Origin of the sequence: Streptomyces sp. NPDC005706, assembly GCF_040631045.1 — a bacterium.
Taxonomy (GTDB): domain Bacteria; phylum Actinomycetota; class Actinomycetes; order Streptomycetales; family Streptomycetaceae; genus Streptomyces.
Window position 1 is genome coordinate 444,764 of record NZ_JBEXYS010000002.1, and the last position, 19,476, is coordinate 464,239.

General features: G+C 71.7%; 23 protein-coding genes. 13 read left to right on the forward strand and 10 right to left on the reverse strand.

Features of this window, described 5'->3' with window-relative positions; translation table 11 throughout:
• Positions 1–116: 116 nt before the first annotated feature.
• Positions 117–977, reverse strand: a complete 861-nt coding sequence (gene folP, locus ABZ478_RS05590; RefSeq protein ID WP_358927481.1) for a dihydropteroate synthase — start codon at positions 975–977, stop codon at positions 117–119.
• A gap of 137 nt (positions 978–1,114) precedes the next feature.
• On the opposite strand from folP, the gene ABZ478_RS05595 reads away from it, so the two are divergent.
• Both ABZ478_RS05595 and ABZ478_RS05600 read left to right on the forward strand, forming a co-directional pair.
• A complete protein-coding gene (locus tag ABZ478_RS05595) occupies positions 1,115–1,465 on the forward strand; it encodes a DivIVA domain-containing protein (RefSeq protein ID WP_358927482.1) in 351 nt (116 codons plus the stop codon).
• Positions 1,462–2,058: a DNA-3-methyladenine glycosylase I gene (locus ABZ478_RS05600; RefSeq protein WP_359545601.1), complete on the forward strand. Its 597-nt coding sequence runs from the start codon at positions 1,462–1,464 to the stop codon at positions 2,056–2,058. The genes ABZ478_RS05595 and ABZ478_RS05600 overlap by 4 nt, the downstream gene beginning before the upstream one ends.
• A gap of 1 nt (position 2,059) precedes the next feature.
• Here the strand turns inward: ABZ478_RS05600 and ABZ478_RS05605 are convergent, their stop codons facing one another.
• On the reverse strand, positions 2,060–2,863 hold the full coding sequence (locus tag ABZ478_RS05605) for an enoyl-CoA hydratase-related protein (protein WP_359545602.1): 804 nt from the start codon (positions 2,861–2,863) through the stop codon (positions 2,060–2,062).
• Positions 2,864–3,239: 376 nt separating this feature from the next.
• On the opposite strand from ABZ478_RS05605, the gene ABZ478_RS05610 reads away from it, so the two are divergent.
• Complete coding sequence (locus tag ABZ478_RS05610; RefSeq protein ID WP_018544333.1) at positions 3,240–3,407, forward strand: DUF3117 domain-containing protein; 168 nt, start codon at positions 3,240–3,242, stop codon at positions 3,405–3,407.
• 87 nt (positions 3,408–3,494) lie between these two features.
• On the opposite strand, the gene ABZ478_RS05615 is transcribed toward ABZ478_RS05610, so the two are convergent.
• On the reverse strand, positions 3,495–4,193 hold the full coding sequence (locus tag ABZ478_RS05615; protein WP_359545900.1) for an O-methyltransferase: 699 nt from the start codon (positions 4,191–4,193) through the stop codon (positions 3,495–3,497).
• Positions 4,194–4,427: 234 nt separating this feature from the next.
• On the opposite strand from ABZ478_RS05615, the gene sigE reads away from it, so the two are divergent.
• From sigE to ABZ478_RS05635, 4 genes are all read left to right on the forward strand, one after another.
• Complete coding sequence (gene sigE / locus ABZ478_RS05620; RefSeq protein WP_359545603.1) at positions 4,428–5,141, forward strand: RNA polymerase sigma factor SigE; 714 nt, start codon at positions 4,428–4,430, stop codon at positions 5,139–5,141.
• Positions 5,138–6,145: a zf-HC2 domain-containing protein gene (locus tag ABZ478_RS05625; RefSeq protein WP_359545604.1), complete on the forward strand. Its 1,008-nt coding sequence runs from the start codon at positions 5,138–5,140 to the stop codon at positions 6,143–6,145. The genes sigE and ABZ478_RS05625 overlap by 4 nt, the downstream gene beginning before the upstream one ends.
• Before the next feature lie 84 nt (positions 6,146–6,229).
• On the forward strand, positions 6,230–6,658 hold the full coding sequence (locus ABZ478_RS05630) for a sec-independent translocase (RefSeq protein WP_359545606.1): 429 nt from the start codon (positions 6,230–6,232) through the stop codon (positions 6,656–6,658).
• Between the two features lie 208 nt (positions 6,659–6,866).
• Positions 6,867–7,538 (forward strand): hypothetical protein, encoded by a 672-nt coding sequence (locus ABZ478_RS05635; RefSeq protein WP_359545607.1) that lies wholly within the window; start codon positions 6,867–6,869, stop codon positions 7,536–7,538.
• 124 nt (positions 7,539–7,662) lie between these two features.
• Here the strand turns inward: ABZ478_RS05635 and ABZ478_RS05640 are convergent, their stop codons facing one another.
• The 3 genes from ABZ478_RS05640 to ABZ478_RS05650 are packed head-to-tail and all read right to left on the reverse strand — an operon-like array spanning position 7,663 to position 10,724.
• On the reverse strand, positions 7,663–8,796 hold the full coding sequence (locus tag ABZ478_RS05640) for an Mrp/NBP35 family ATP-binding protein (protein ID WP_359545609.1): 1,134 nt from the start codon (positions 8,794–8,796) through the stop codon (positions 7,663–7,665).
• Positions 8,797–8,839: 43 nt separating this feature from the next.
• A complete protein-coding gene (locus ABZ478_RS05645) occupies positions 8,840–9,445 on the reverse strand; it encodes a DUF1003 domain-containing protein (protein WP_359545611.1) in 606 nt (201 codons plus the stop codon).
• Positions 9,435–10,724 (reverse strand): CBS domain-containing protein, encoded by a 1,290-nt coding sequence (locus tag ABZ478_RS05650; RefSeq protein ID WP_359545613.1) that lies wholly within the window; start codon positions 10,722–10,724, stop codon positions 9,435–9,437. The genes ABZ478_RS05645 and ABZ478_RS05650 overlap by 11 nt, the downstream gene beginning before the upstream one ends.
• Before the next feature lie 198 nt (positions 10,725–10,922).
• Between ABZ478_RS05650 and ABZ478_RS05655 the strand changes: the two genes are divergently transcribed.
• Positions 10,923–11,645, forward strand: coding sequence for a hypothetical protein (locus tag ABZ478_RS05655; RefSeq protein WP_359545902.1), 723 nt, complete (start codon positions 10,923–10,925; stop codon positions 11,643–11,645).
• 11 nt (positions 11,646–11,656) lie between these two features.
• Here ABZ478_RS05655 and ABZ478_RS05660 read toward each other — a convergent pair whose 3' ends face one another.
• Both ABZ478_RS05660 and ABZ478_RS05665 read right to left on the reverse strand, forming a co-directional pair.
• Positions 11,657–12,172 (reverse strand): hypothetical protein, encoded by a 516-nt coding sequence (locus ABZ478_RS05660; RefSeq protein ID WP_359545615.1) that lies wholly within the window; start codon positions 12,170–12,172, stop codon positions 11,657–11,659.
• Positions 12,173–12,195: 23 nt separating this feature from the next.
• Complete coding sequence (locus ABZ478_RS05665) at positions 12,196–13,320, reverse strand: magnesium and cobalt transport protein CorA (protein ID WP_359545617.1); 1,125 nt, start codon at positions 13,318–13,320, stop codon at positions 12,196–12,198.
• A gap of 509 nt (positions 13,321–13,829) precedes the next feature.
• Between ABZ478_RS05665 and ABZ478_RS05670 the strand changes: the two genes are divergently transcribed.
• Positions 13,830–14,426 (forward strand): suppressor of fused domain protein, encoded by a 597-nt coding sequence (locus tag ABZ478_RS05670; RefSeq protein ID WP_359545619.1) that lies wholly within the window; start codon positions 13,830–13,832, stop codon positions 14,424–14,426.
• 30 nt (positions 14,427–14,456) lie between these two features.
• On the opposite strand, the gene ABZ478_RS05675 is transcribed toward ABZ478_RS05670, so the two are convergent.
• Positions 14,457–15,716 carry an MFS transporter gene (locus tag ABZ478_RS05675; protein ID WP_359545621.1) on the reverse strand — a complete coding sequence of 420 codons (1,260 nt, stop codon included), beginning with the start codon at positions 15,714–15,716 and terminating at the stop codon, positions 14,457–14,459.
• Between the two features lie 169 nt (positions 15,717–15,885).
• Between ABZ478_RS05675 and ABZ478_RS05680 the strand changes: the two genes are divergently transcribed.
• The 3 genes from ABZ478_RS05680 to ABZ478_RS05690 all read left to right on the forward strand — a co-directional run bounded on the left by ABZ478_RS05680 (position 15,886) and on the right by ABZ478_RS05690 (position 18,161).
• Positions 15,886–16,527 (forward strand): DUF6758 family protein, encoded by a 642-nt coding sequence (locus ABZ478_RS05680; RefSeq protein WP_359545623.1) that lies wholly within the window; start codon positions 15,886–15,888, stop codon positions 16,525–16,527.
• A gap of 106 nt (positions 16,528–16,633) precedes the next feature.
• Positions 16,634–17,491 carry a PHP domain-containing protein gene (locus ABZ478_RS05685; RefSeq protein WP_359545625.1) on the forward strand — a complete coding sequence of 286 codons (858 nt, stop codon included), beginning with the start codon at positions 16,634–16,636 and terminating at the stop codon, positions 17,489–17,491.
• A gap of 64 nt (positions 17,492–17,555) precedes the next feature.
• Positions 17,556–18,161 (forward strand): MarC family protein, encoded by a 606-nt coding sequence (locus tag ABZ478_RS05690; protein ID WP_358927498.1) that lies wholly within the window; start codon positions 17,556–17,558, stop codon positions 18,159–18,161.
• Between the two features lie 46 nt (positions 18,162–18,207).
• Here ABZ478_RS05690 and ABZ478_RS05695 read toward each other — a convergent pair whose 3' ends face one another.
• On the reverse strand, positions 18,208–18,360 hold the full coding sequence (locus ABZ478_RS05695) for a hypothetical protein (protein ID WP_174266095.1): 153 nt from the start codon (positions 18,358–18,360) through the stop codon (positions 18,208–18,210).
• 205 nt (positions 18,361–18,565) lie between these two features.
• Between ABZ478_RS05695 and ABZ478_RS05700 the strand changes: the two genes are divergently transcribed.
• Positions 18,566–19,462, forward strand: a complete 897-nt coding sequence (locus tag ABZ478_RS05700) for an NYN domain-containing protein (RefSeq protein WP_359545626.1) — start codon at positions 18,566–18,568, stop codon at positions 19,460–19,462.
• Positions 19,463–19,476: the final 14 nt, after the last annotated feature.

Genomic DNA, 19,476 nt, shown 5'->3' on the forward strand with positions numbered 1-19,476 from the left:
TGCCTGGGCGGGGCGGGGCCTGGGGCTTCGCCCCGGCCTCCTTTTTTCCCACCCGCCCGCCCGTCTCGGGGGTTTGCAAGGCCCCTTCGCCGGCCTCGTCCACCCCAGGCCCTCGTCTACGCCAGGCCGCGGCGGGCGACCGCAGGGGGGCGGTGGCCGGCGATGGAGGCGACCATGTCCAGGACCTGGCGGGTCTCGGCGACCTCGTGCACGCGGTACACCTGGGCCCCCAGCCACGCAGACACCGCGGTCGTCGCCAGCGTGCCGATCAGCCGTTCCTTCACCGGCCGGTCCAGCGTCTCGCCCACGAAGTCCTTGTTGGACAGCGACACCAGCACGGGCCACCCCGTGGCGACCATCTCGTCCAGCCGCCGCGTCGCCTCCAGGCTGTGCCGCGTGTTCTTGCCGAAGTCGTGCCCGGGATCGATCAGCACCGACTCCCGCGGCACCCCCAGGGCGACGGCGCGCTCCGCCAGCCCCAGGGTCACCTCCAGGATGTCGGCGACGACGTCGTCGTAGGTCACCCGGTGCGGACGGGTCCGGGGCTCGGCCCCGCCCGCGTGCGTGCACACCAGCCCCGCGCCGTGCCGCGCGGCCACCTCGGCGAGGGCGGGGTCGACGCCGCCCCAGGCGTCGTTCAGCAGGTCCGCGCCCGCCTCGCACACCGCCTCGCCGACCTCGGCCCGCCAGGTGTCCACGCTGATGATCACATCCGGGAAGCGGCGGCGTACCTCGGCGACGAAGCCCACCGTCCGCCGTGCCTCCTCCTCCGCCGTGACCTCCTCGCCGGGTCCCGCCTTCACCCCGCCGATGTCGACGATCGCGGCGCCCTCGGCCACCGCCCGCTCCACGCGCGCGAGGGCCGCCTCGTCGTGGAAGGTGGCCCCCTGGTCGTAGAAGGAGTCCGGGGTCCGGTTCACGATCGCCATGATCACGGGCTCGTGCGACCCGAATTCCCGCTTGCCCAGCCTGAGCATCCGCTGTGACCTCTCCTAGAACGTCCCTCGGTACAGCCGCCTGCGACCCTAACCGCCCGGCTCGCATGGCACGATCGGAGCCTGACAGATTCGTCTTCCGGCACAGCGTCCGGTACCGAGCGTGGGGACCCCTGGCGATGCTGATGTTCTTGTTCCTGGTCGTCGCCCTGGCCGTCGTGGTGGCCGCGGTGACACTCGCCGTGGTCAGCGGCGGTGAGCGCGGCCCGTTGCCGGAGGCCGCCCCGGAGCGGCTGCGGGACCCGCTGCCCCCGGACCGGCCGGTCGGCGGCCAGGACGTGGAGAACCTGCGCTTCCCGCTCGCGCCGCGCGGCTACCGCATGTCCGACGTGGACGACGCCCTCGGCCGGCTCGCCGCCGAACTCGCCGAGCGGGACGCCCGTATCGCCGACCTGGAGTCCGCGCTGGCCGGCGCCCGCGCCGCCGCGCACGCCCGGCTGGACAAGCCGGGCCAGGAGGACCAGCGATGAGCGCCGGAGCCGCCCTCGCCGGGCCCGACGGCAGGGCGCGCTGCCCGTGGGCGCTGTCCGCCGAGGACTACGTCTCGTACCACGACGAGGAGTGGGGCCGGCCGGTCCACGGCGACGACGCCCTCTTCGAGCGGGTCAGCCTGGAGGCCTTCCAGTCGGGCCTGTCCTGGATCACGATCCTGCGCCGCCGCCCGGGCTTCCGCGCCGCGTTCGCGGGCTTCCACATCGAGAAGGTCGCCGCGTTCACGGACGAGGACCGCGAGCGGCTGCTGGCCGACCCGGGCATCATCCGCAACCGCGCCAAGATCGACGCGACGCTCTCCAACGCGCGCGTGCTCGCCGGCTGGGCCGAGGGCGAACTGGACGGGCTGATCTGGTCGCACGCCCCCGACCCGGCGGGCCGCCCGGTGCCGCGGACCCTGGCCGACGTCGCCGCCGTCACCCCCGAGTCCACGGCCCTGTCCAAGGCGCTGAAGAAGCGGGGCCTGAAGTTCGTCGGCCCCACGACGGCGTACGCGCTGATGCAGGCCTGCGGGCTGGTCGACGACCACCTGGAGGGGTGCGTGAGCCGCACCCGCCCGCAGGCCCGGTAGCTCAGCGGCCCAGGTACTTCGGCTTCTCCTTGTTCACGAAGGCCTGGACGGCGATCGCGTGGTCCTCGGAGCTGCCCGCGCGGGTCTGCAGCTCGTCCTCCTTGTCCAGGGTCTCGGCGAGGGAGTGCGTCAGGCCGTAGGCCACCGCTTCCTTGATCGCCGAGTACGCCACCGTCGGGCCCTCGGCCAGGGCCCGGGCCACCTTCTCGGCCTCGGCCCGCAGTTCGGCGGCGGGCACGAGCCGGTTGGCGATGCCCAGTTCCAGGGCGTCCTGCGCGCTGATGTTGCGCGGGAAGAGCAGCAGGTCGGCGGCGCGGCCCGGGCCGACAACCCGGGGCAGCGTCCAGGAGATGCCGGAGTCGGCGGTGAGCGCGACGCCCGCGAACGAGGTGTTGAAGGCCGCCGTGTCGGCCACCACCCGGTAGTCGGCGGCCAGCGCGAAACCGAAACCGGCCCCGGCGGCGACCCCGTTCACCGCGGCGACCACCGGCTTCGCCGCTCCGGTCAGCGCCCGCACGATCGGGTTGTAGTGCTCCCTGACCGTGGTCATGGTCTGCCCCGAACCGGTCTCGCGGTCCGACACCAGCAGCCCGATGTGCTCCTTGAGGTCCTGGCCCACGCAGAACGCCCGGTCCCCGGCCGCGGTCAGCAGGATCGCCCGGACGGCGCTGTCCCCGGCCGCGGACTCCGCCGCCTCCCGGAGGGCGACCTTGGTCGCGATGTTCAGCGCGTTCATCGCCTCCGGGCGGTTCAGCGTGATCGTCGCGAGTCCCTCGGTCACCTCGTAGAGAACGGTGTCGGCCATGGGGCATCCCCTCCGGTCAGAAGTGGTGACGTACCGCTCAGTACGCCACGGTCCGAAGGACAGCATGGCGGAGATCGCCGCCCGGGGGCCGGACCGGACGTGTGACCTGCGTCAAACAGAAACGGAGCGGGGCCGCTCCCCGGGCGTCCGCGCGGGGGCGCAGTATCGCAGCCACATCGCCGAATTGGGTGGTTTTGCTCGCGCGCGTTGCGCAAGCGATGCCGACTGATGTTGGTCATCGGGTCCTGCGATGCGGGATAATGGCCTGGAAGCAATGTGTTCGATGCCGGTGTCGCGTGTCCGGTACGAGGACCGCGGGGTGCCCTTCGTGGGGCTTCGGCAGACGATGAGCCTGGTTTCAGGAAGGGGAACGAGCATGGCGGCCATGAAGCCGCGGACGGGTGATGGCCCGCTCGAGGTGACCAAGGAGGGGCGGGGCATCGTCATGCGCGTTCCGCTCGAAGGCGGCGGTCGACTCGTCGTCGAGCTGACCCCTGACGAGGCCGAGGCGCTCGGCGACGCCCTCAAGAAGGTCGTCGTCTGACGAGCCGGCGATCCTGTCCTTCCGTCCGCCCCGGCATCGTAAGCGGTGCCGGGGCGGACGTGTGTCCGGGGCCCCCGGGTGCCCTTCTCACCGCTTGACGGCGCACAGCAGCCCGTCGCCCACCGGCAGCAGCGACGTCACCAGTTCCTGGCTCTCCCGCACCGTGCGCAGCAGCTCACGCAGCCGCAGCACCTCCGAGGGCTGCGGTCCGGAGTCGACCGTGCGGCCGTTGGCGAAGACGCCCTCGAAGACCACCAGGCCGCCCGGACGCAGCAGGCGCAACGATTCACCCAGGTAGTCCGAGTACTCCTGCCGGTCCCCGTCGCAGAAGACGAGGTCGTAGCCGGCGTCCGCGAGCCGGGGCAGCACGTCCAGCGCGCGGCCCGGGATGAACCGGGCCCGGTTGCTGGCGAAGCCGCAGGCGCGGAAGGCCTGCCGGGCGAACTGCTGGTGCTCCGGCTCCGGATCGACCGTGGTGAGCACCCCGTCCGGGCGCATGCCGTGCAGCAGATGGATTCCGGACACCCCGCAGCCGGTGCCGATCTCCGCGACCGCCTTCGCGTCCACGGAGGCGGCGAGCAGCCGGAGCGCGGCACCCGTGCCGGGCGACACCGAGCGCAGCCCTGCCTCGCGGGCCCGGTCGCGGGCCCAGCGCAGCGCTTCGTCCTCGGCGACATAGGCGTCGGCGAACGCCCAGCTAGTCTGCCGGTTGCCGGTAATGACGCTCTCCTGTCCCCGTGGGTGCCTGGGCGTGACTGTATCCGTTGGCGTCGGGAACCCGCAGATGGGACCGCGCGTTTACAGGGTTGAGACGAAGGGCCCGGACGCGATGGGGGGCGAGCGGTGGATCGGGACGCCGAGCACATGCTGACGCAGCCGTATGAGCCGTATCAGCCCAGATCAATTTCTCGTAAAACCGCTTATCCGGTCCTAACGGGCGAGGTGGCTATGGTAGGGGCTCCACTGGACACCACCAGAGCTGACAGGGGAGGTGCGGCTGCGCCTGTTGACCGCAGAGGGATGCTGAGGCGTCTTCTCGGGTCGTCGGGGAAGCCGAAATCCGTGACCGACACTGCTGCTGACCACAGCCGGACCGCCGGCGCCGCCGGCGAGGCCCAGACCGCGACCTTCTCCACCGACGCGGACGGGCAGGCGTGGACTCCGCCCACCTGGGAGGAGATCGTCAGCACGCACAGCGGACGGGTCTACCGCCTGGCCTACCGCCTCACGGGCAACCAGCACGACGCCGAGGACCTCACCCAGGAGGTCTTCGTCCGTGTCTTCCGTTCCCTGTCGACGTACTCGCCCGGCACCTTCGAGGGCTGGCTGCACCGCATCACCACCAACCTGTTCCTGGACATGGTCCGGCGCAAGCAGCGCATCCGCTTCGACGCCCTCGGCGAGGACGCGGCCGAGCGCCTGCCCAGCAAGGAGCCGACCCCGCAGCAGGTCTTCAACGACGCGCACTTCGACGCCGACGTGCAGCAGGCGCTCGACACCCTCGCGCCCGAGTTCCGCGCCGCCGTCGTGCTGTGCGACATCGAGGGGCTGTCGTACGAGGAGATCGCCGCGACCCTCGGCGTGAAGCTCGGCACGGTCCGCTCCCGTATCCACCGCGGCCGCTCCCAGCTCCGCAAGGCCCTCGCCCACCGGTCGCCCGAGGCCCGCCGGGCCGAGCGGCGCTCCTTCGTGGCCCGTGTCCCCGCTCTGGGGGGAGGGGGCGCGACCGCGTGAACGGATCCCGTCCGAAACCCGCTCAGCCGCACCTCGCGGAGCAGCACCTGGGAGACCGGCTCTCCGCCCTGGTGGACGGGGAGCTCGGTCATGAGTCGCGCGAGCGCGTCCTCGCCCACCTGGCCACCTGCGCCCGGTGCAAGGCGGAGGCGGACGCCCAGCGCCGGCTGAAGAACGTGTTCGCCGAGGCGGCCCCGCCGCCCCCCTCCGAGAGCTTCCTGGCCCGTCTGCAGGGCCTTCCCGGGGGAGGCGACCTCGACGGCGGCGGCCCGCCGGCGCCCGGCGGAGGCTTCCTCGGCCGGGGCTCCGACACCGGGATCTTCGGGGTGCGGCGCGAGGAGCGCTTCGAGTTCGGCTACGTCCCGGCCGCGTCCGCCCACGCGGCGGCCCCCGCTTCCGAGGAGCGCGGTTTCCGCATCCATCCCGTCGGCCGCCCGGACGCCGACCGCTCCGCCTCGCGCGGACTGCGGTTCGCGGCCGCCGCCGCCGGGGCGGTGTCGCTGGCCGCGGTCGCCCTCGGCGGCGTCACCACCGCCATCCCCGGCGACCTCGCCGCGGACACCCGCGGCGGCTCCGGCACGGGCAACGTGGTCCCGGCCCGCTCGGCCGGTGCGGGCGCGGGCTCGGTCCCGGGTGCGGCGACACCGGACACGCAGCGCCGCCGTCCGGTGGGGCCGCTGCTCGCCCAGGGCAGCAGCCTGCTCGGCCCGGGCCCGGCGGCGCCGACCTCCCTGTCGGCCCCGCTGCTGCCCGGCTCCCAGCCGCCCCTCACCGGGCAGGTCCAGGACGTCATGCGCGACCTGACGGCGCCGGTGATGGCCGGCGCGGCCGCGGTCTCCCCGCTGATACGCCCGCTGGACGACATCTCACCGCTGCCCCTGACCTCCTGGCCCGCCACGCCCGGGCCGAAGGGTCCGGACACACTGTCCGCCCCCGTCCCCGACACGCCCCCGGCCTCCGGCGCCCCCTCTGCCGCCCCCGCGAACCCGTCCGGGCGGAACTGACCCAAGTCTCACCACCGGGCGGTACCCGTCCGACAGGCGGGCCGGGTACCGTTGGGCGACCGAGGATCGCAAGAGGAGCGTCAGGTGTTCAATGACATAGGCCCACTCGAGCTGGTGACCATCATTGTTCTCGCCGTGCTCGTCTTCGGTCCGGACAAGCTCCCCAAGTTCATCCAGGACGTGACGCGGACGATCCGGAAGATCCGCGAGTTCTCGGAGAGCGCCAAGCAGGACATCCGCACCGAGCTGGGCCCGGAGTTCAAGGACTTCGACTTCGAGGACCTCAACCCCAAGACCTTCATCCGCAAGCAGTTGGACAACGAGGACCTGGGGCTGAAGGAGATCCGCAACGGCTTCGACCTGAAGAAGGAGATGGCCGAGGTCACGGACGCGGTCCACAGCCGCGACAGCGACGCCTCGTCCTCCTCGTCGGGCGGGCGCATCGACATGACCAAGAAGCCCGAGGACTCCGGCAAGGACGGCCCCCCGCCGTTCGACGCGGACGCCACCTGATCCGAACCGGGCCGCAGTGACGCACCTCACAGCCCGTTCACGTCGTACAGGCCCCACCCGGGCGGTCCGCGCGACCCACGCGCCGGGCGGTTTCCCTGCTGCCCTCATGCATGTGGATATGCTGCCGAGTTGTTGTGCGGACCGGACGAGTACGCCCGAAGGGGGGCGGGCCTCCCGGTCCGACGAGAGCGAGGAGGCGTCCGGGCAGATGGAGACGACAAGTCGGGTGGGCGCACAGACGCCGGCCGCGGAGGGCGGACAACCGGCCCCCTCCGCCCCGCGCGCCATCGACGGGTACCTGCGGGCACCCTTCCCCTGGTACGGCCTCGACGAGGCCTTCACGGGGCCGCGCTGGCTGATGCAGGTCGGTACGGCGGCCGACGGCGCCGTCGAGCACGGTTCGATCGGCCACGGCGACGAGCCCTCCGTGCGCAACGAGCACATGGCCGCGGCCACGGACGAGCCGCGGGAGAAGTTCGCGGTCGTCGTCACCGTCGCCGCGAACCCGTCCCGCCGGAGCGCCGACGGCACGGGACTGCTGGAGGCGACGTCGGTCTCCTCGGCGGCCTGGCTGGCGGGCGTGGGACTGCTGTCCTTCACCTGGCCCGGGCAGATGGACCACAGCCTGCGCGACGACTGGCTGGACCAGCAGACCGAGACCGCCTGGGCGCTGGCCGACGATCTCGAGGGACCGGAGTGGTCCCGGCTCTCGCTGCCGGTGGACGGGGTGCCCGTGCCCTTCTACTACCGGGAGTCCGAGTTCGGCTGGGTGCTGGCCGGCTCCACCGGGTCCGGCGTGCACGTCGGCGCCTACGGGCGGGGGATGAGCGCGTACGGACTCGGCTTCGCGGTCGTCAAGGACGTCGCCGCGTACGCCTGAGGGACCCCGGCGGCGTACGCACGGGGAATCGCCGCGTACGCCCGGCGGGCCCCGGAGGCATGGGAAAGGGGCGCCAGTACCTCCCGGCGCCCCTCCGTCCCGGGCCGTACGGCCGCGAGAGCCCTCAGAACTTGTTCCTGGGGGTCAGCCCCAGCGACAGGCCCGACAGGCCGCGCTGACGGCCGCCCAGCTTCCCCGCGATCGCCCGCAGCGCGGAACCCGCCGGGGAGTCCGGGTCGGTCAGGACCACCGGCTTGCCCTCGTCGCCGCCCTCGCGCAGCCGGACGTCGATCGGGATGCTGCCGAGCACCGGGACCGACGCGCCGGTGGTACGGGTGAGGCCGTCCGCGACCCGCTGGCCGCCGCCCGTGCCGAAGACGTCGACCATCTCGCCGCAGTGCGGGCAGGGCAGGCCGGACATGTTCTCCACCACACCGACGATCTTCTGGTGGGTCTGCACGGCGATGGAGCCGGCCCGCTCGGCGACCTCGGCCGCCGCCTGCTGAGGCGTCGTCACGACCAGGATCTCGGCGTTCGGCACGAGCTGCGCGACCGAGATGGCGATGTCACCGGTGCCGGGCGGCAGGTCCAGCAGCAGGACGTCCAGGTCGCCCCAGTACACGTCCGCGAGGAACTGCTGCAGCGCGCGGTGCAGCATCGGGCCACGCCAGACGACCGGCGCGTTGCCCGGGGTGAACATGCCGATGGAGATGACCTTCACGCCGTTCGCCGACGGCGGCATGATCATGTTCTCGACCTGGGTCGGACGGCCGTCAGCGCCCAGCATGCGCGGCACGCTGTGGCCGTAGATGTCGGCGTCCACGACACCGACCTTCAGACCGTCGGCAGCCATCGCCGCGGCCAGGTTCACCGTCACCGAGGACTTGCCGACGCCGCCCTTGCCGGAGGCGACCGCGTAGACCCGGGTGAGGCTGCCCGGCTTGGCGAACGGGACCTCACGCTCGGCCTGGCCGCCGCGCAGTGCGTTCGCCAGCTCCTTGCGCTGCTCGTCGCTCATCACGTCCAGCGCCACGTCGACACGGGTGACGCCCTCGACCCGGGAGACCGCCTCGGTCACCCGCTGAGTGATCGTCTCGCGCATCGGGCAGCCGGAGACCGTCAGGTACACGGTGACCGCGACCGCGCCGTCCTCCCCGATCTCCACCGATTTGACCATCCCCAGCTCGGTGATGGGTCGGTTGATCTCGGGGTCGTTCACCGTCGCCAGTGCCTCGCGCACCGCGTCTTCCGTAGCCATAGAGACGATGGTACGGCGCCCCGAGGGGCGTGCGGGTAGCCCCTCAGCGGTCGTCTGCGTCACGTCCGGGCGACCGTTCCGCCCGCTCTGCCGGGAATACGACATGCCCGTCGTGGCGCCGCCGTTCCTCCAGTTCCTTCACCAGGTCCTGCAGCTCCGAGCGGATCCAGTCGCGGGTGGCCACCTCGCCGAGACCGGTGCGCAGCGCGGCGACCTCCCGGGTCAGGTACTCGGTGTCGGCGATGGACCGCTCGTTCTGCTTGCGGTCCTGCTCGAGATTGACCCGGTCGCGGTCGTCCTGCCTGTTCTGCGCCAGCAGGATCAGCGGGGCCGCGTAGGAGGCCTGCAGGGACAGCATCAGGGTCAGGAAGATGAACGGGTACTGGTCGAAGCGCAGCCCCGCCGGCGCGGCGATGTTCCACAGCACCCACAGGATGATGACGACCGTCATCCAGACGATGAAGCGTCCTGTGCCGAGGAAGCGGGCGATCCGCTCCGACAGCCGGCCGAACGCCTCCGGGTCCCACTCGGGCAGGATCCGGCGCCGCGGCGGGCGCGGCTGGTCCAGACGCGGGGCGCGGGGCCGGGTGGCGGCCGTGGCGCCCACCGGGTTGCGCTCGCGGGTCGCGGTGTCGCGCTCAGGAGCCATGAGTGGCCGCCTCCTCTCCCTCGTCCAGGTGGAACTCCGTCTCGCGCCAGTCGTCGGGCAGCATGTGGTCGAGGACGTCGTCCACGGTCACCGCGCCGAGCAGCGAGCCGGACTCGTCCACCACGGGGGCGGCCACCATGTCGTACGCGGCGAAGAACCCGGCGACGACCGGCAGGGCGGCGTCCGGGTCCAGGGTCTGCAGATCGTCGTCGACCATCGAGCTGACCAGGGTGTACGGAGGGTCGCGCAGCAGCCGCTGGAAGTGGACGGTGCCCAGGTACTTGCCGGTCGGGGTCTCGTCGGGCGGGCGGCAGACGTAGACCTGGGCGGCGAGCGCGGGGGAGAGGTCCTGGTTGCGGACCCGGGCGAGCGCGTCGGCGACGGTGGCGTCCGGGCGCAGCACGATCGGCTCCGTGGTCATCAGGCCGCCCGCGGTGTGCTCCTCGTACGACATCAGGCGCCGCATGTCGGCCGCGTCGGCGGGCTTCATCAGGCTCAGCAGCCGTTCCTTGTCCGCCTCCGGCAGTTCGGCCAGCAGGTCGGCCGCGTCGTCCGGGTCCATGGCCTCCAGGACGTCGGCCGCGCGCTCCTCGGCCAGCTTGCCGAGGATCTCGATCTGGTCGTCCTCCGGCAGCTCCTCCAGGACGTCGGCGAGACGGTCGTCGTCCAGGGCCGCGGCGACCTCGGCGCGGCGCTTGGCGGAGAGATGGTGCAGCACGTTGGCGAGGTCCGCGGGGCGCAGCTGCTCGAACGTGGCGAGCAGGTTCTCGGCTCCCTGTCCGTGCTCCTCCAGGGAGAAGCCGGTGACGGACGACCACTCGACGGTCAGGGTCTCGCCCTTGGCCCGGCGGAAGGCACCGCCCTTCCTCCCCCTGCGGACGAAGACGCGGTCGATCTCCCAGTCCCGGCGGGCGGGCAGCTGCTGCACGGACAGGTCGAGGACGGTGACCTCCTCGTCGCTCTCCACCAGCCGCACCCGACGGTCCAGCAGCTCGCCGAAGACCAGCCGCTCGGTGGGCCGCTGCTCGAAGCGGCGCACGTTGAGCACACCGGTGGTGATGACCTGGCCGGACTCGATACCGGTCACCCGGGTCATGGGCAGGAAGATCCGGCGCCGGGTCGACAGCTCGACGACCAGACCGAGGACGCGCGGGGGCCGTCGCCCGACGCGCAGCATGACCACCAGGTCGCGTACGCGACCCACCTGGTCGCCGGCCGGGTCGAAGACGGGGACCCCGGAGAGGTGCGAGACGAAGATCCGGGGGGCGCCGGCTGCCATGGCTGTGCTTCCTTTGCTCGCCTTGCGTGGGATTGCTGTTCTCTGCCCGCTCGCGTGCGCTTCAGGCTAGCCCGTACCGATCCGATACGCCCTGGTGGGCGGTCCGGACGGACTGGCTCCGCCGGGCGGGCGGGGCCCCGGTACGCTGCCGTACGCCGCTCAGCACCCGTCAGAAAGGCAGCCCCACCTGTGACTGCGATGCCCCTGGGCCGTGTCCGCCGGGCCGCGCTGGTGACCGCGACATGCGCACTGGCCGTGACGGGAGCGACGGTGCTGACGGGGTGCGGCGACGATCCGGACGCCGGGACCAACGGGGTGGGCAAGCTGCCCGCCGACCGGATCCAGGCGAAGACCCGTGCCGCCGCCGACGCCGCTCCCGCGGTGCGGCTGGCCGGGACCGTGGTCACCAGCGGCCGTACGTACCGGCTGGACATGCGGCTGAAGGACGACGGCGGCACCGGCTCGGTCACCTCCCAGGGCGCCACCTTCGGGCTGCTGCGGATCGGCGAACAGCTGTATCTGAAGGCCGACGCGGAGTTCTGGAACGGCGGCGACAAGTCCGCGGCGGGCAAGCTCGACGGCAAGTACGTGAAGGTGCCGCAAGCGGACCCCGCGTACAAGAAGTTCAGCGGCTTCACGGACAAGGACCTCCTCCTCGACGGTCTGCTGACCCTGCACGGTCCGCTGGCGACCGACGGCCACCACGAGACGGCGGGTACCCGCACCATCCGGATCACCGGCGACGACGGCGACGGCGGCACCCTGGAGGTCTCCCTGGAGGGCAAGCCGTACCCGCTCCGCCTGGAGCGCGCCGGTTCCGCCGGCACGCTCACCTTCTCGGACTGGGGCAAGGACTTCACCGTCGCCCGGCCCGCGAAGGGCGAGACGGTCGACTACGGCAAGCAGCTCCCGACGTCGTAGCCGGCCCTGCGCTACTTCTTCCTCCGGCGCCCGGCCAGCAGCCGGGGCAGAGCGGCCGGGACCGCCCGGCGCGTCGTCGCCGGGGAGGGCACCGGACGCTCTGCCAGACTCCCGGCGGGCAGCGGAAGCGAGGTCCCGGCCGGCACCAGACGGAGCACCCTGCACTCGCGGGCCCACCGCGCGGGCATCTCCTCACCGTCGGGGGCGTTCAGCCGCTTGCCCTTCAGCTCGGCCACCGCGGTCTCCCACTCCGGTGAGCCGGGGGCCGGCTCGGACACGGTGGCCCGCCAGGTCACCAGCCGTCCGCCCTTGTCCTTGCTGCGCACGGTCACCTCGGCCGAGCCGCCGTCGGCGAGGCCGGTCAGCGGCTGCTCCCCGGGCCCGTCGCCGACCAGGCACACCGCGCCCTCGTGCCACACGTGCCACAGCGCACGTGCCGCCGGGGCATCGGCGCCCCTGACCCAGATGAGGCCGGACTTCTTGGTGGCCTCCTCGACGAGGGCCTGATCGAGCAGCTCGCTTGTCATGCGCCCAGCCTAACCAGGGGTGCTCACAGCCAGCCGTTGCGCTTCAGGGTGCGGTGGATGCCCAGACACAGGGCGACCGTGACACCCATGATCACCGGGTAGCCGTACCGCCAGTGCAGCTCGGGCATGTACTTGAAGTTCATGCCGTACACCCCGCACACCATCGTCGGTACGGCGATGATCGCGGCCCAGGCGGTGATCTTGCGCATGTCCTCGTTCTGCGCGACGGACGCCTGCGCCAGATTGGCCTGGAGGATGGAGTTGAGCAGTTCGTCGAAGGCCAGCACCTGCTCCTGGACGCGGGCGAGGTGGTCGGCGACGTCCCGGAAGTACTTCTGGATGTCCGGGTCGACCAGCCGCATCGGCCGCTCGCTCAGCAGCTGCATGGGCCGCAGCAGCGGGGCCACCGCCCGCTTGAACTCCAGCACCTCGCGCTTGAGCTGGTAGATCCGCGCCGAGTCCACACCACGCGAGACACCGCCCCGCCGGCCCGGCGAGAAGACCTCGGTCTCGACCTCGTCGATGTCGACCTGCACCGCGTCGGCCACCGCGATGTAGCCGTCCACCACGTGGTCGGCGATCGCGTGCAGCACGGCCGAGGGGCCCTTGGCGAGCAGTTCGGGGTCGTCCTGCAGCCGGTGCCGCAGCGCCCGCAGCGAGCCCTGGCCGCCGTGCCGGACGGTGATGAAGAAGTCCCGGCCGGTGAAGCACATGACCTCGCCGGTCTCCACCACCTCGCTGGTCGCGGTGAGCCGGTCGTGCTCGACGTAGTGGATGGTCTTGAAGACGGTGAACAGCGAGTCGTCGTACCGCTCCAGCTTGGGCCGCTGGTGGGCCTGCACCGCGTCCTCCACGGCCAGCGGGTGCAGCCCGAACTCGCGGGCGATACCGGCGAATTCCGACTCGGTGGGCTCGTGCAGGCCCATCCACACGAACCCGCCGTCGCGGCGCACCAGCCGCATCGCCTCCTGCGGGCTCAGCGGCTCCGCACTGCGCACCCGGGCGCCGTCGCGGTAGACGGCGCAGTCGACGACGGCCGAGGGCGTCGCGGGGTCCCGCGTGGTGTCGTACGGCGCGCTCTGCTCCTTGCGCGGCGAGACACGGGACGACGGGCGGACCACGGCGCGCAGGTCGCGGATCATCGACATGGGCAGGCTCCTTCGCGGGCGGGCAGCGAAAGCGCGCGTCGACGGGTGGAACTACCCGGAATGGGGACGTCCGGCGGAAGTCTTCCCGGCCCGGGGCGGGGAAGGATGTTTGGCACGTCCACAAAGCGGGGAGCACCGCACCGTCGCGGTGGCGACTTCGCTACTGATGCAGAACTGATTCAGGTCAGACAGATCAGGCAAAGCGAGACGAAGTGCTCTTCCGAACGACGACGCGAAAGGGAAGGCGGCGGCCAGCCGGTAACTAGATCAGCAGCCGGAAGAGCGAGTGGTACTGCACGGTCGACTTCGATCCATGACAGCCCCACCTCCTCCGGCCGGTCCCTCGTAAGGGAGTCTCAGCGTCGGGACTCGATAGCGACTCCCCCAGTGTCTGAAGGACCTGGGGGCACCCCCAGGCGCGCTGCCCCGAACCGCCGGCTCAGCGTAGCAGCAGCGTGTGGTGTCAAGGCGCCGCTTTGCCCGGTGCTGACGAGTTCTATGCTCACCGCATGGTTGATGTTCTTCCTCTGGTCGAGGCACGGTTGAGCACCGCGCTGGGCGAACCGGACGCGCGCGCCGCGGTCACCTTCCTCGGTACCGACCGCATCGAGGTGCTCCGGTTCCACGAGGGGGACGTGGTCCGTTACGCCTCGCTCGGCATGTCCGCGCACCCCATGGCCGACCCCACGGCGATGCTCGCCGACCCCGTCAAGGGCCCGCGCGCCGAACTGGTCCTGTCGGTCCGCGCCGGTAGCGCCGACACCGACAAGGTGCTCCGCCCGCTCGCCGTGCTCGCCGCGTCCCCGCAGGTGGAAGGTGTGGTCGTGGCACCCGGCGCCTCCCTGGACGTCGGTGAACCGCTGTGGCCCGGCGCCCCGTTCAGCTCTGTGCTGGTGGGCGAGCCGGGCGGGCTCGTCGAGGATCTGGCGCTGGACGACCCGATGGACCCGGTGCGGTTCCTGCCGCTGCTGCCGATGACCCCCAACGAGGCCGCCTGGAAGCGGGTGCACGGCGCCGCGGCCCTCCAGGAGCGCTGGCTGGCGAACGGGACGGACCTGAGGGATCCCGCCCGCAGATCCGTCCCACTGGACGCCGGGGCCGAGTGAGCAAGCTCACCAAGGCCCTTTCCTGACCGGTCAGTTGGCGAAGGCGCCGACCCCGTCCTCGGTGGCGTGCCGCGGCTCGAGCTCCTCCGCCATGGGGGTCCCCCCGCTCGAGCGAAGCCGAGAGTGGGGGAGCGTGAGGGCCTTGCGCCGTACGAGGACCACGACCGCGCCGAGCACGGCGGTGACCGCCGCGACCACGAACGGGACGTGGATGTCGGTCCACTCCTCGATCTTCGGCGCGAAGTAGGGCGCGGCCGCGGCCGCGAACCAGCGGACGAAGTTGTAGCCCGCGCTCGCCACCGGGCGCGGCGCGTCCGACACGCCGAGGGCCAGTTCGGTGTAGACCGTGTTGTTCACGCCGATGAAGGCGCCGGACAGGATCGTGCAGACGACGGCCGTGGTGTGGTCGCCGTAGCCGAGCACGAGCACGTCCGCCGCGAGCAGCACCAGCGAGCCGCCGAGCACCTTCAGCGAACCGAACCGCTTCTGCGTGCGCGGGGCCACGATCACCGAGAAGACCGCGAGCAGCAGGCCCCAGGCGAAGAACACCGCGCCGGAGCGGTAGGGGGTCATGTTCAGCACGAACGGCGTGAAGGCCAGCACCGTGAAGAACGTGTAGTTGTAGAAGAACGCCGAGACGGCCGCCGAGGCCAGGCCGCCGTGGCCGAGCGCCTTGAGCGGGTCCAGTATCGAGGTCTTCCGGGCGGGCCTCGGCTGCTCCTTCAGGAACGCCGTGATGCACAGGAAGCCGATCGCCATCAGCGTGGCCGTGCCGAAGAAGGGGTAGCGCCAGCTCGCGTTGCCGAGGAGCGCGCCGAGCAGCGGACCGCAGGCCATGCCGAGACCGAGGGCGGACTCGTAGAGCAGGATCGCCGCCGCGCTGCCCCCGGCCGCCGCGCCCACGATCACCGCGAGGGCGGTCGAGACGAACAGTGCGTTGCCGAGGCCCCAGCCCGCGCGGAAACCGACGAGCTCGCCGACCGATCCCGAGGTGCCGGCCAGGCCCGCGAAGACGACCACGAACGCGAGGCCGAGCAGCAGGGTCCTGCGGCCGCCGATGCGGCTGGAGACGAAGCCGGTCAGCAGCATCGCCACCGCGGTGATCAGGAAGTACGAGGTGAAGAGCAGGGACACCTGGCTGGGTGTGGCACGCAGGCCCTGCGCGATGGACGGCAGGATCGGGTCGACCAGACCGATGCCCATGAAGGCGACGACGGAGGCGCCGGCCGTGGCCCACACCGCCTTGGGCTGTCGCAGGATGCCGCCGGCTCCCGCGTCGAAGGGGTCCATGTGCTTCTCCCGTCCCGGCTGAATAGTTGGTTTATGCACACAGTAAGTTAGCCGGGCTAATTAATGCAAGATGCATCTAATTTTCCCTGGTCGGGCGGGCCGCGCCGCTTCCGCCCGGACGGGTGATCGTCCTTGACGCGGGCCGGTCGGGGTAGGACCGTGGAGCCCTATGAGGGGCGAACCCAGTTGCCCGAAGTGTGGTGGCCGGGTCAGGGCTCCCGGCCTTTTCGCCGATTCCTGGCAGTGCGACGCGCACGGGACGGTGTATCCGCTGCAGCCCGTGATCCCGCCCAGCGTCGAGGCGCTCAACGTCGTCGTGCACCGCACGCAGGTCCCGGTGTGGATGCCGTGGCCGCTGCCGGTCGGGTGGCTGTTCACGGGCGTGACCTACGCGGGGGACGACCGCAGCGGCGGCCGTGCCACCGCCGTGGCGTGCTCCGGTCCCGGTCCGCTGGGCGGCATGGGCGAGCTGATCCTCGTCGCCGAGGAGTTGGGTGTCGGTCTCGGCGCGCACTACGCGGGCATCGACGGCCCGGACCCGGGTCCTTACATGAACGTCGAGAAGCCGCCCCAGGCCAAGGTCCTGGCCGCCGGGCGCCCCACCCCGCTCTGGCATGTCTCCGGCGGTCCCGACGACCGCGCGGTCTTCGCGGGCGAGGCGCTGGGGCTGTGGCTGTGGGCGGTGGTGTGGCCCGAGCAGTCCGGCCTGCTCATGTACGACGAACTGGTGCTGGCCGATCTGCGGGACGCGGGCGCCGAGATAGACCTGGTGCCGTGCGGCGCGCTGTCGCCGAGACTGTTGAAACCCTGAGCGCCTGCTGTAGGGGGCGCTCAGGGGTTGCGGGTGTGACAGGGCATCCGGTTCCTGCCGCTATCCTTAGGTGTCCCCGCCCGTCCCGTCACCGCCTGGAGCAGCCGTGCGCATCGACCTGCACTGTCACTCCACGGCCTCCGACGGCACGGACACCCCGGCCGAGCTGGTGCTGGGCGCCGCCGCGGCCGGCCTGGACGTCGTCGCGCTGACCGACCACGACACCACCCGTGGGTACGCCGAGGCGATCGCCGCGCTGCCCGAGGGGCTCACCCTGGTCACCGGCGCCGAGCTGTCCTGCCGTGTCGACGGCATCTCCATGCACATGCTGGCCTACCTCTTCGACCCCGAGGAGCCCGCTCTGCTCGCCGAGCGCGAGCTGGTCCGGGACGACCGGGTGCCGAGGGCCCGTGGCATGGTCGCCAAGCTGAACGAGCTGGGCGTGCCGGTCACCTGGGAGCAGGTGGAGCGGATCGCCGCCGGCGGTTCCGTGGGGCGGCCGCACGTCGCCACCGCGCTGGTCGAGCTGGGCGTCGTGCCCACCGTCGGTGACGCGTTCACCGAGGAGTGGCTCGCCGACGGCGGCCGGGCCTACGTGGAGAAGCACGAGACCGACCCCTTCGAGGCGATCCGGCTGGTCAAGGGTGCGGGCGGAGTCGCCGTCTTCGCGCACCCGGCCGCCGCCAAGCGTGGCCGCACGGTGCCGGAGTCCGTGATCGCCGAACTGGCGGCCGCCGGTCTGGACGGCATCGAGGTCGACCACATGGACCACGACGCCGACGCGCGGACGCGGCTGCGCGGCCTCGCCGAGGAGCTGGGGCTGCTGGTCACGGGGTCCTCGGACTACCACGGCAGCCGCAAGACCGTCTCGCTGGGCGAGTACACGACCGACCCCGAGGTCTACGGCGAGATCACCCGGCGGGCCACCGGGGCGTTCCCGGTGCCGGGGACCGGCGGGGCCTGAGGCGGCCGGCCCGCCTCACCCGATCGTCCCTGTATCTCTCTTCAGCAAGGCCTGTAGCACCACCATGTTCGACCTCGCCGTCTTCGGCTCCCTGTTCCTGACCCTTTTTGTCATCATGGATCCCCCTGGGATCACCCCGATCTTCCTCGCCCTGACCGCCGGCCGTCCGGCCAAGGTGCAGAAGCGCATGGCCTTCCAGGCCGTGTGCGTGGCGGGCGGAGTCATCGCCACCTTCGGCGTCCTGGGCCACCAGATCCTCGACTACCTGCACGTCTCCGTCCCCGCGCTGATGATCGCGGGCGGCCTGCTGCTGCTTCTGATCGCGCTGGACCTGCTCACCGGAAAGACCGACGAGCCGAAGCAGACCAAGGACGTGAACGTCGCCCTCGTGCCGCTGGGCATGCCGCTGCTGGCGGGGCCCGGCGCCATCGTGTCCGTGATCCTCGCCGTACAGAAGGCCGGCAGTGTGGCCACGCAGGCCTCGGTGTGGGCCGCGATCCTCGCGATCCATGTCGTGCTGTGGCTGGTGATGCGTTACTCGCTGCTGATCATCCGGGTCATCAAGGACGGCGGCGTGGTCCTGGTGACGCGGCTCGCGGGCATGATGCTCTCCGCGATCGCCGTGCAGCAGATCATCAACGGTGTCACTCAGGTGATCCGGGGGAGCTGAGAAGCGGGCCTCGGCTCCCCCGGAAAGCTTGAGTGAGCGCCGGGTGTTACGAGGCCGGGCTCTCGGCCGGGCGGATCCAGAGGCGCTGTCCTACGGCTGCGGCCTGCTGAACGATCCGGTTGACGGAGGCGGCGTCCACGACGGTGCTGTCCACGGTGGTGCCGTCGACCTCGTCGAGTCGCATGATTTCGAAGCGCAAGGGCTTCTCCCTTCGTCTGGTCATCCTCCTGCGGAGAACTACTGGTGTGACGTGCTGTCGTAGGTATCCAACGAGCTGCGTGTTACAAACATTCCCTACGCTAAATAAATTTTTCGAACGTCTAATTACTGACCGGTAAGCGGCGTACGGAGGACTGACCGAGAGCGGTTGTGTTCGCAGCGTGATCGCCAGGACAATGGAGGCGATGAACGACGACCTGGCGGCCCTCGCCGCCCGCATCGACCACACCAACGAGCTGCTGCAGCGCATGCTCGCCGAGGTGGCGAAGACGCCCTCGACCCACGCGATCTTCGTCGACGCGGGATACCTCTACGCGGCCGCGGGCCGGCTCGTCGCCGGGACGGAGGACCGGCGCGCCTTCGACCTCGACGCCGAGGGCCTGATCGACGCCCTCATCGACCGGGCCCGCACCATCTTCGCCGACAGCCGGCTGCTGCGCGTCTACTGGTACGACGGCGCCCGCCGCCGCATCCACACCGCCGAGCAGCAGACCATCGCCGAACTGCCCGACGTCAAGGTCCGCCTCGGCAACCTCAACGCCAACAACCAGCAGAAGGGCGTCGACTCCCTGATCCGCAGCGACCTGGAGTCACTGGCGCGGCACCGCGCCATCAGCGACGCGGCCCTGCTCGGCGGCGACGAGGACCTGGTGTCGGCGGTGGAGGCGGCCCAGGGCTACGGCGCCCGCGTCCATCTCTGGGGCATCGAGGCGGCCGAGGGACGCAACCAGGCCGAGCCACTGCTCTGGGAGGTCGACAGCCAGCGCACCCTCGACCTGGAGTTCTTCAAGCCCTACGTCTCGCGGCGCACGGCCGCCGCCTACGAGCCCGCCGCCGGGGCCCGGCCCACCCGGGAGGGCGTCCGCTTCGTCGGCGCCCAGATCGCGGCCAAGTGGCTCTCCGCGCGGGGCCGCGAAGCCCTGGTCGAGCTGCTGCCCGGCCACCCCTACCTCCCCGGCTCCGTCGACCAGGACCTGCTGGTCGAGGCCGAGGGCATGCTCCAGTACTCCCTGCGCGGCCAGGCCGACCTCCGCCGCGCCCTCAGGGACGGCTTCTGGGAGCACCTGCAGACGCAGTACTAGGCCGGGGCCGCGGC

Excerpts from the sequence above, each read along its gene's own strand:
- folP (WP_358927481.1), bottom strand. The coding sequence starts at position 977 with ATGCTCAGGCTGGGCAAGCGGGAATTCGGGTCGCACGAGCCCGTGATC.
- ABZ478_RS05595 (WP_358927482.1), top strand. The coding sequence starts at position 1,115 with ATGCTGATGTTCTTGTTCCTGGTCGTCGCCCTGGCCGTCGTGGTGGCC.
- ABZ478_RS05600 (WP_359545601.1), top strand. The coding sequence starts at position 1,462 with ATGAGCGCCGGAGCCGCCCTCGCCGGGCCCGACGGCAGGGCGCGCTGC.
- ABZ478_RS05605 (WP_359545602.1), bottom strand. The coding sequence starts at position 2,863 with ATGGCCGACACCGTTCTCTACGAGGTGACCGAGGGACTCGCGACGATC.
- ABZ478_RS05610 (WP_018544333.1), top strand. The coding sequence starts at position 3,240 with ATGGCGGCCATGAAGCCGCGGACGGGTGATGGCCCGCTCGAGGTGACC.
- sigE (WP_359545603.1), top strand. The coding sequence starts at position 4,428 with ATGCTGAGGCGTCTTCTCGGGTCGTCGGGGAAGCCGAAATCCGTGACC.
- ABZ478_RS05635 (WP_359545607.1), top strand. The coding sequence starts at position 6,867 with ATGGAGACGACAAGTCGGGTGGGCGCACAGACGCCGGCCGCGGAGGGC.
- ABZ478_RS05640 (WP_359545609.1), bottom strand. The coding sequence starts at position 8,796 with ATGGCTACGGAAGACGCGGTGCGCGAGGCACTGGCGACGGTGAACGAC.
- ABZ478_RS05645 (WP_359545611.1), bottom strand. The coding sequence starts at position 9,445 with ATGGCTCCTGAGCGCGACACCGCGACCCGCGAGCGCAACCCGGTGGGC.
- ABZ478_RS05650 (WP_359545613.1), bottom strand. The coding sequence starts at position 10,724 with ATGGCAGCCGGCGCCCCCCGGATCTTCGTCTCGCACCTCTCCGGGGTC.
- ABZ478_RS05655 (WP_359545902.1), top strand. The coding sequence starts at position 10,923 with ATGCCCCTGGGCCGTGTCCGCCGGGCCGCGCTGGTGACCGCGACATGC.
- ABZ478_RS05660 (WP_359545615.1), bottom strand. The coding sequence starts at position 12,172 with ATGACAAGCGAGCTGCTCGATCAGGCCCTCGTCGAGGAGGCCACCAAG.
- ABZ478_RS05665 (WP_359545617.1), bottom strand. The coding sequence starts at position 13,320 with ATGTCGATGATCCGCGACCTGCGCGCCGTGGTCCGCCCGTCGTCCCGT.
- ABZ478_RS05670 (WP_359545619.1), top strand. The coding sequence starts at position 13,830 with ATGGTTGATGTTCTTCCTCTGGTCGAGGCACGGTTGAGCACCGCGCTG.
- ABZ478_RS05675 (WP_359545621.1), bottom strand. The coding sequence starts at position 15,716 with ATGGACCCCTTCGACGCGGGAGCCGGCGGCATCCTGCGACAGCCCAAG.
- ABZ478_RS05680 (WP_359545623.1), top strand. The coding sequence starts at position 15,886 with ATGAGGGGCGAACCCAGTTGCCCGAAGTGTGGTGGCCGGGTCAGGGCT.
- ABZ478_RS05690 (WP_358927498.1), top strand. The coding sequence starts at position 17,556 with ATGTTCGACCTCGCCGTCTTCGGCTCCCTGTTCCTGACCCTTTTTGTC.
- ABZ478_RS05700 (WP_359545626.1), top strand. The coding sequence starts at position 18,566 with ATGAACGACGACCTGGCGGCCCTCGCCGCCCGCATCGACCACACCAAC.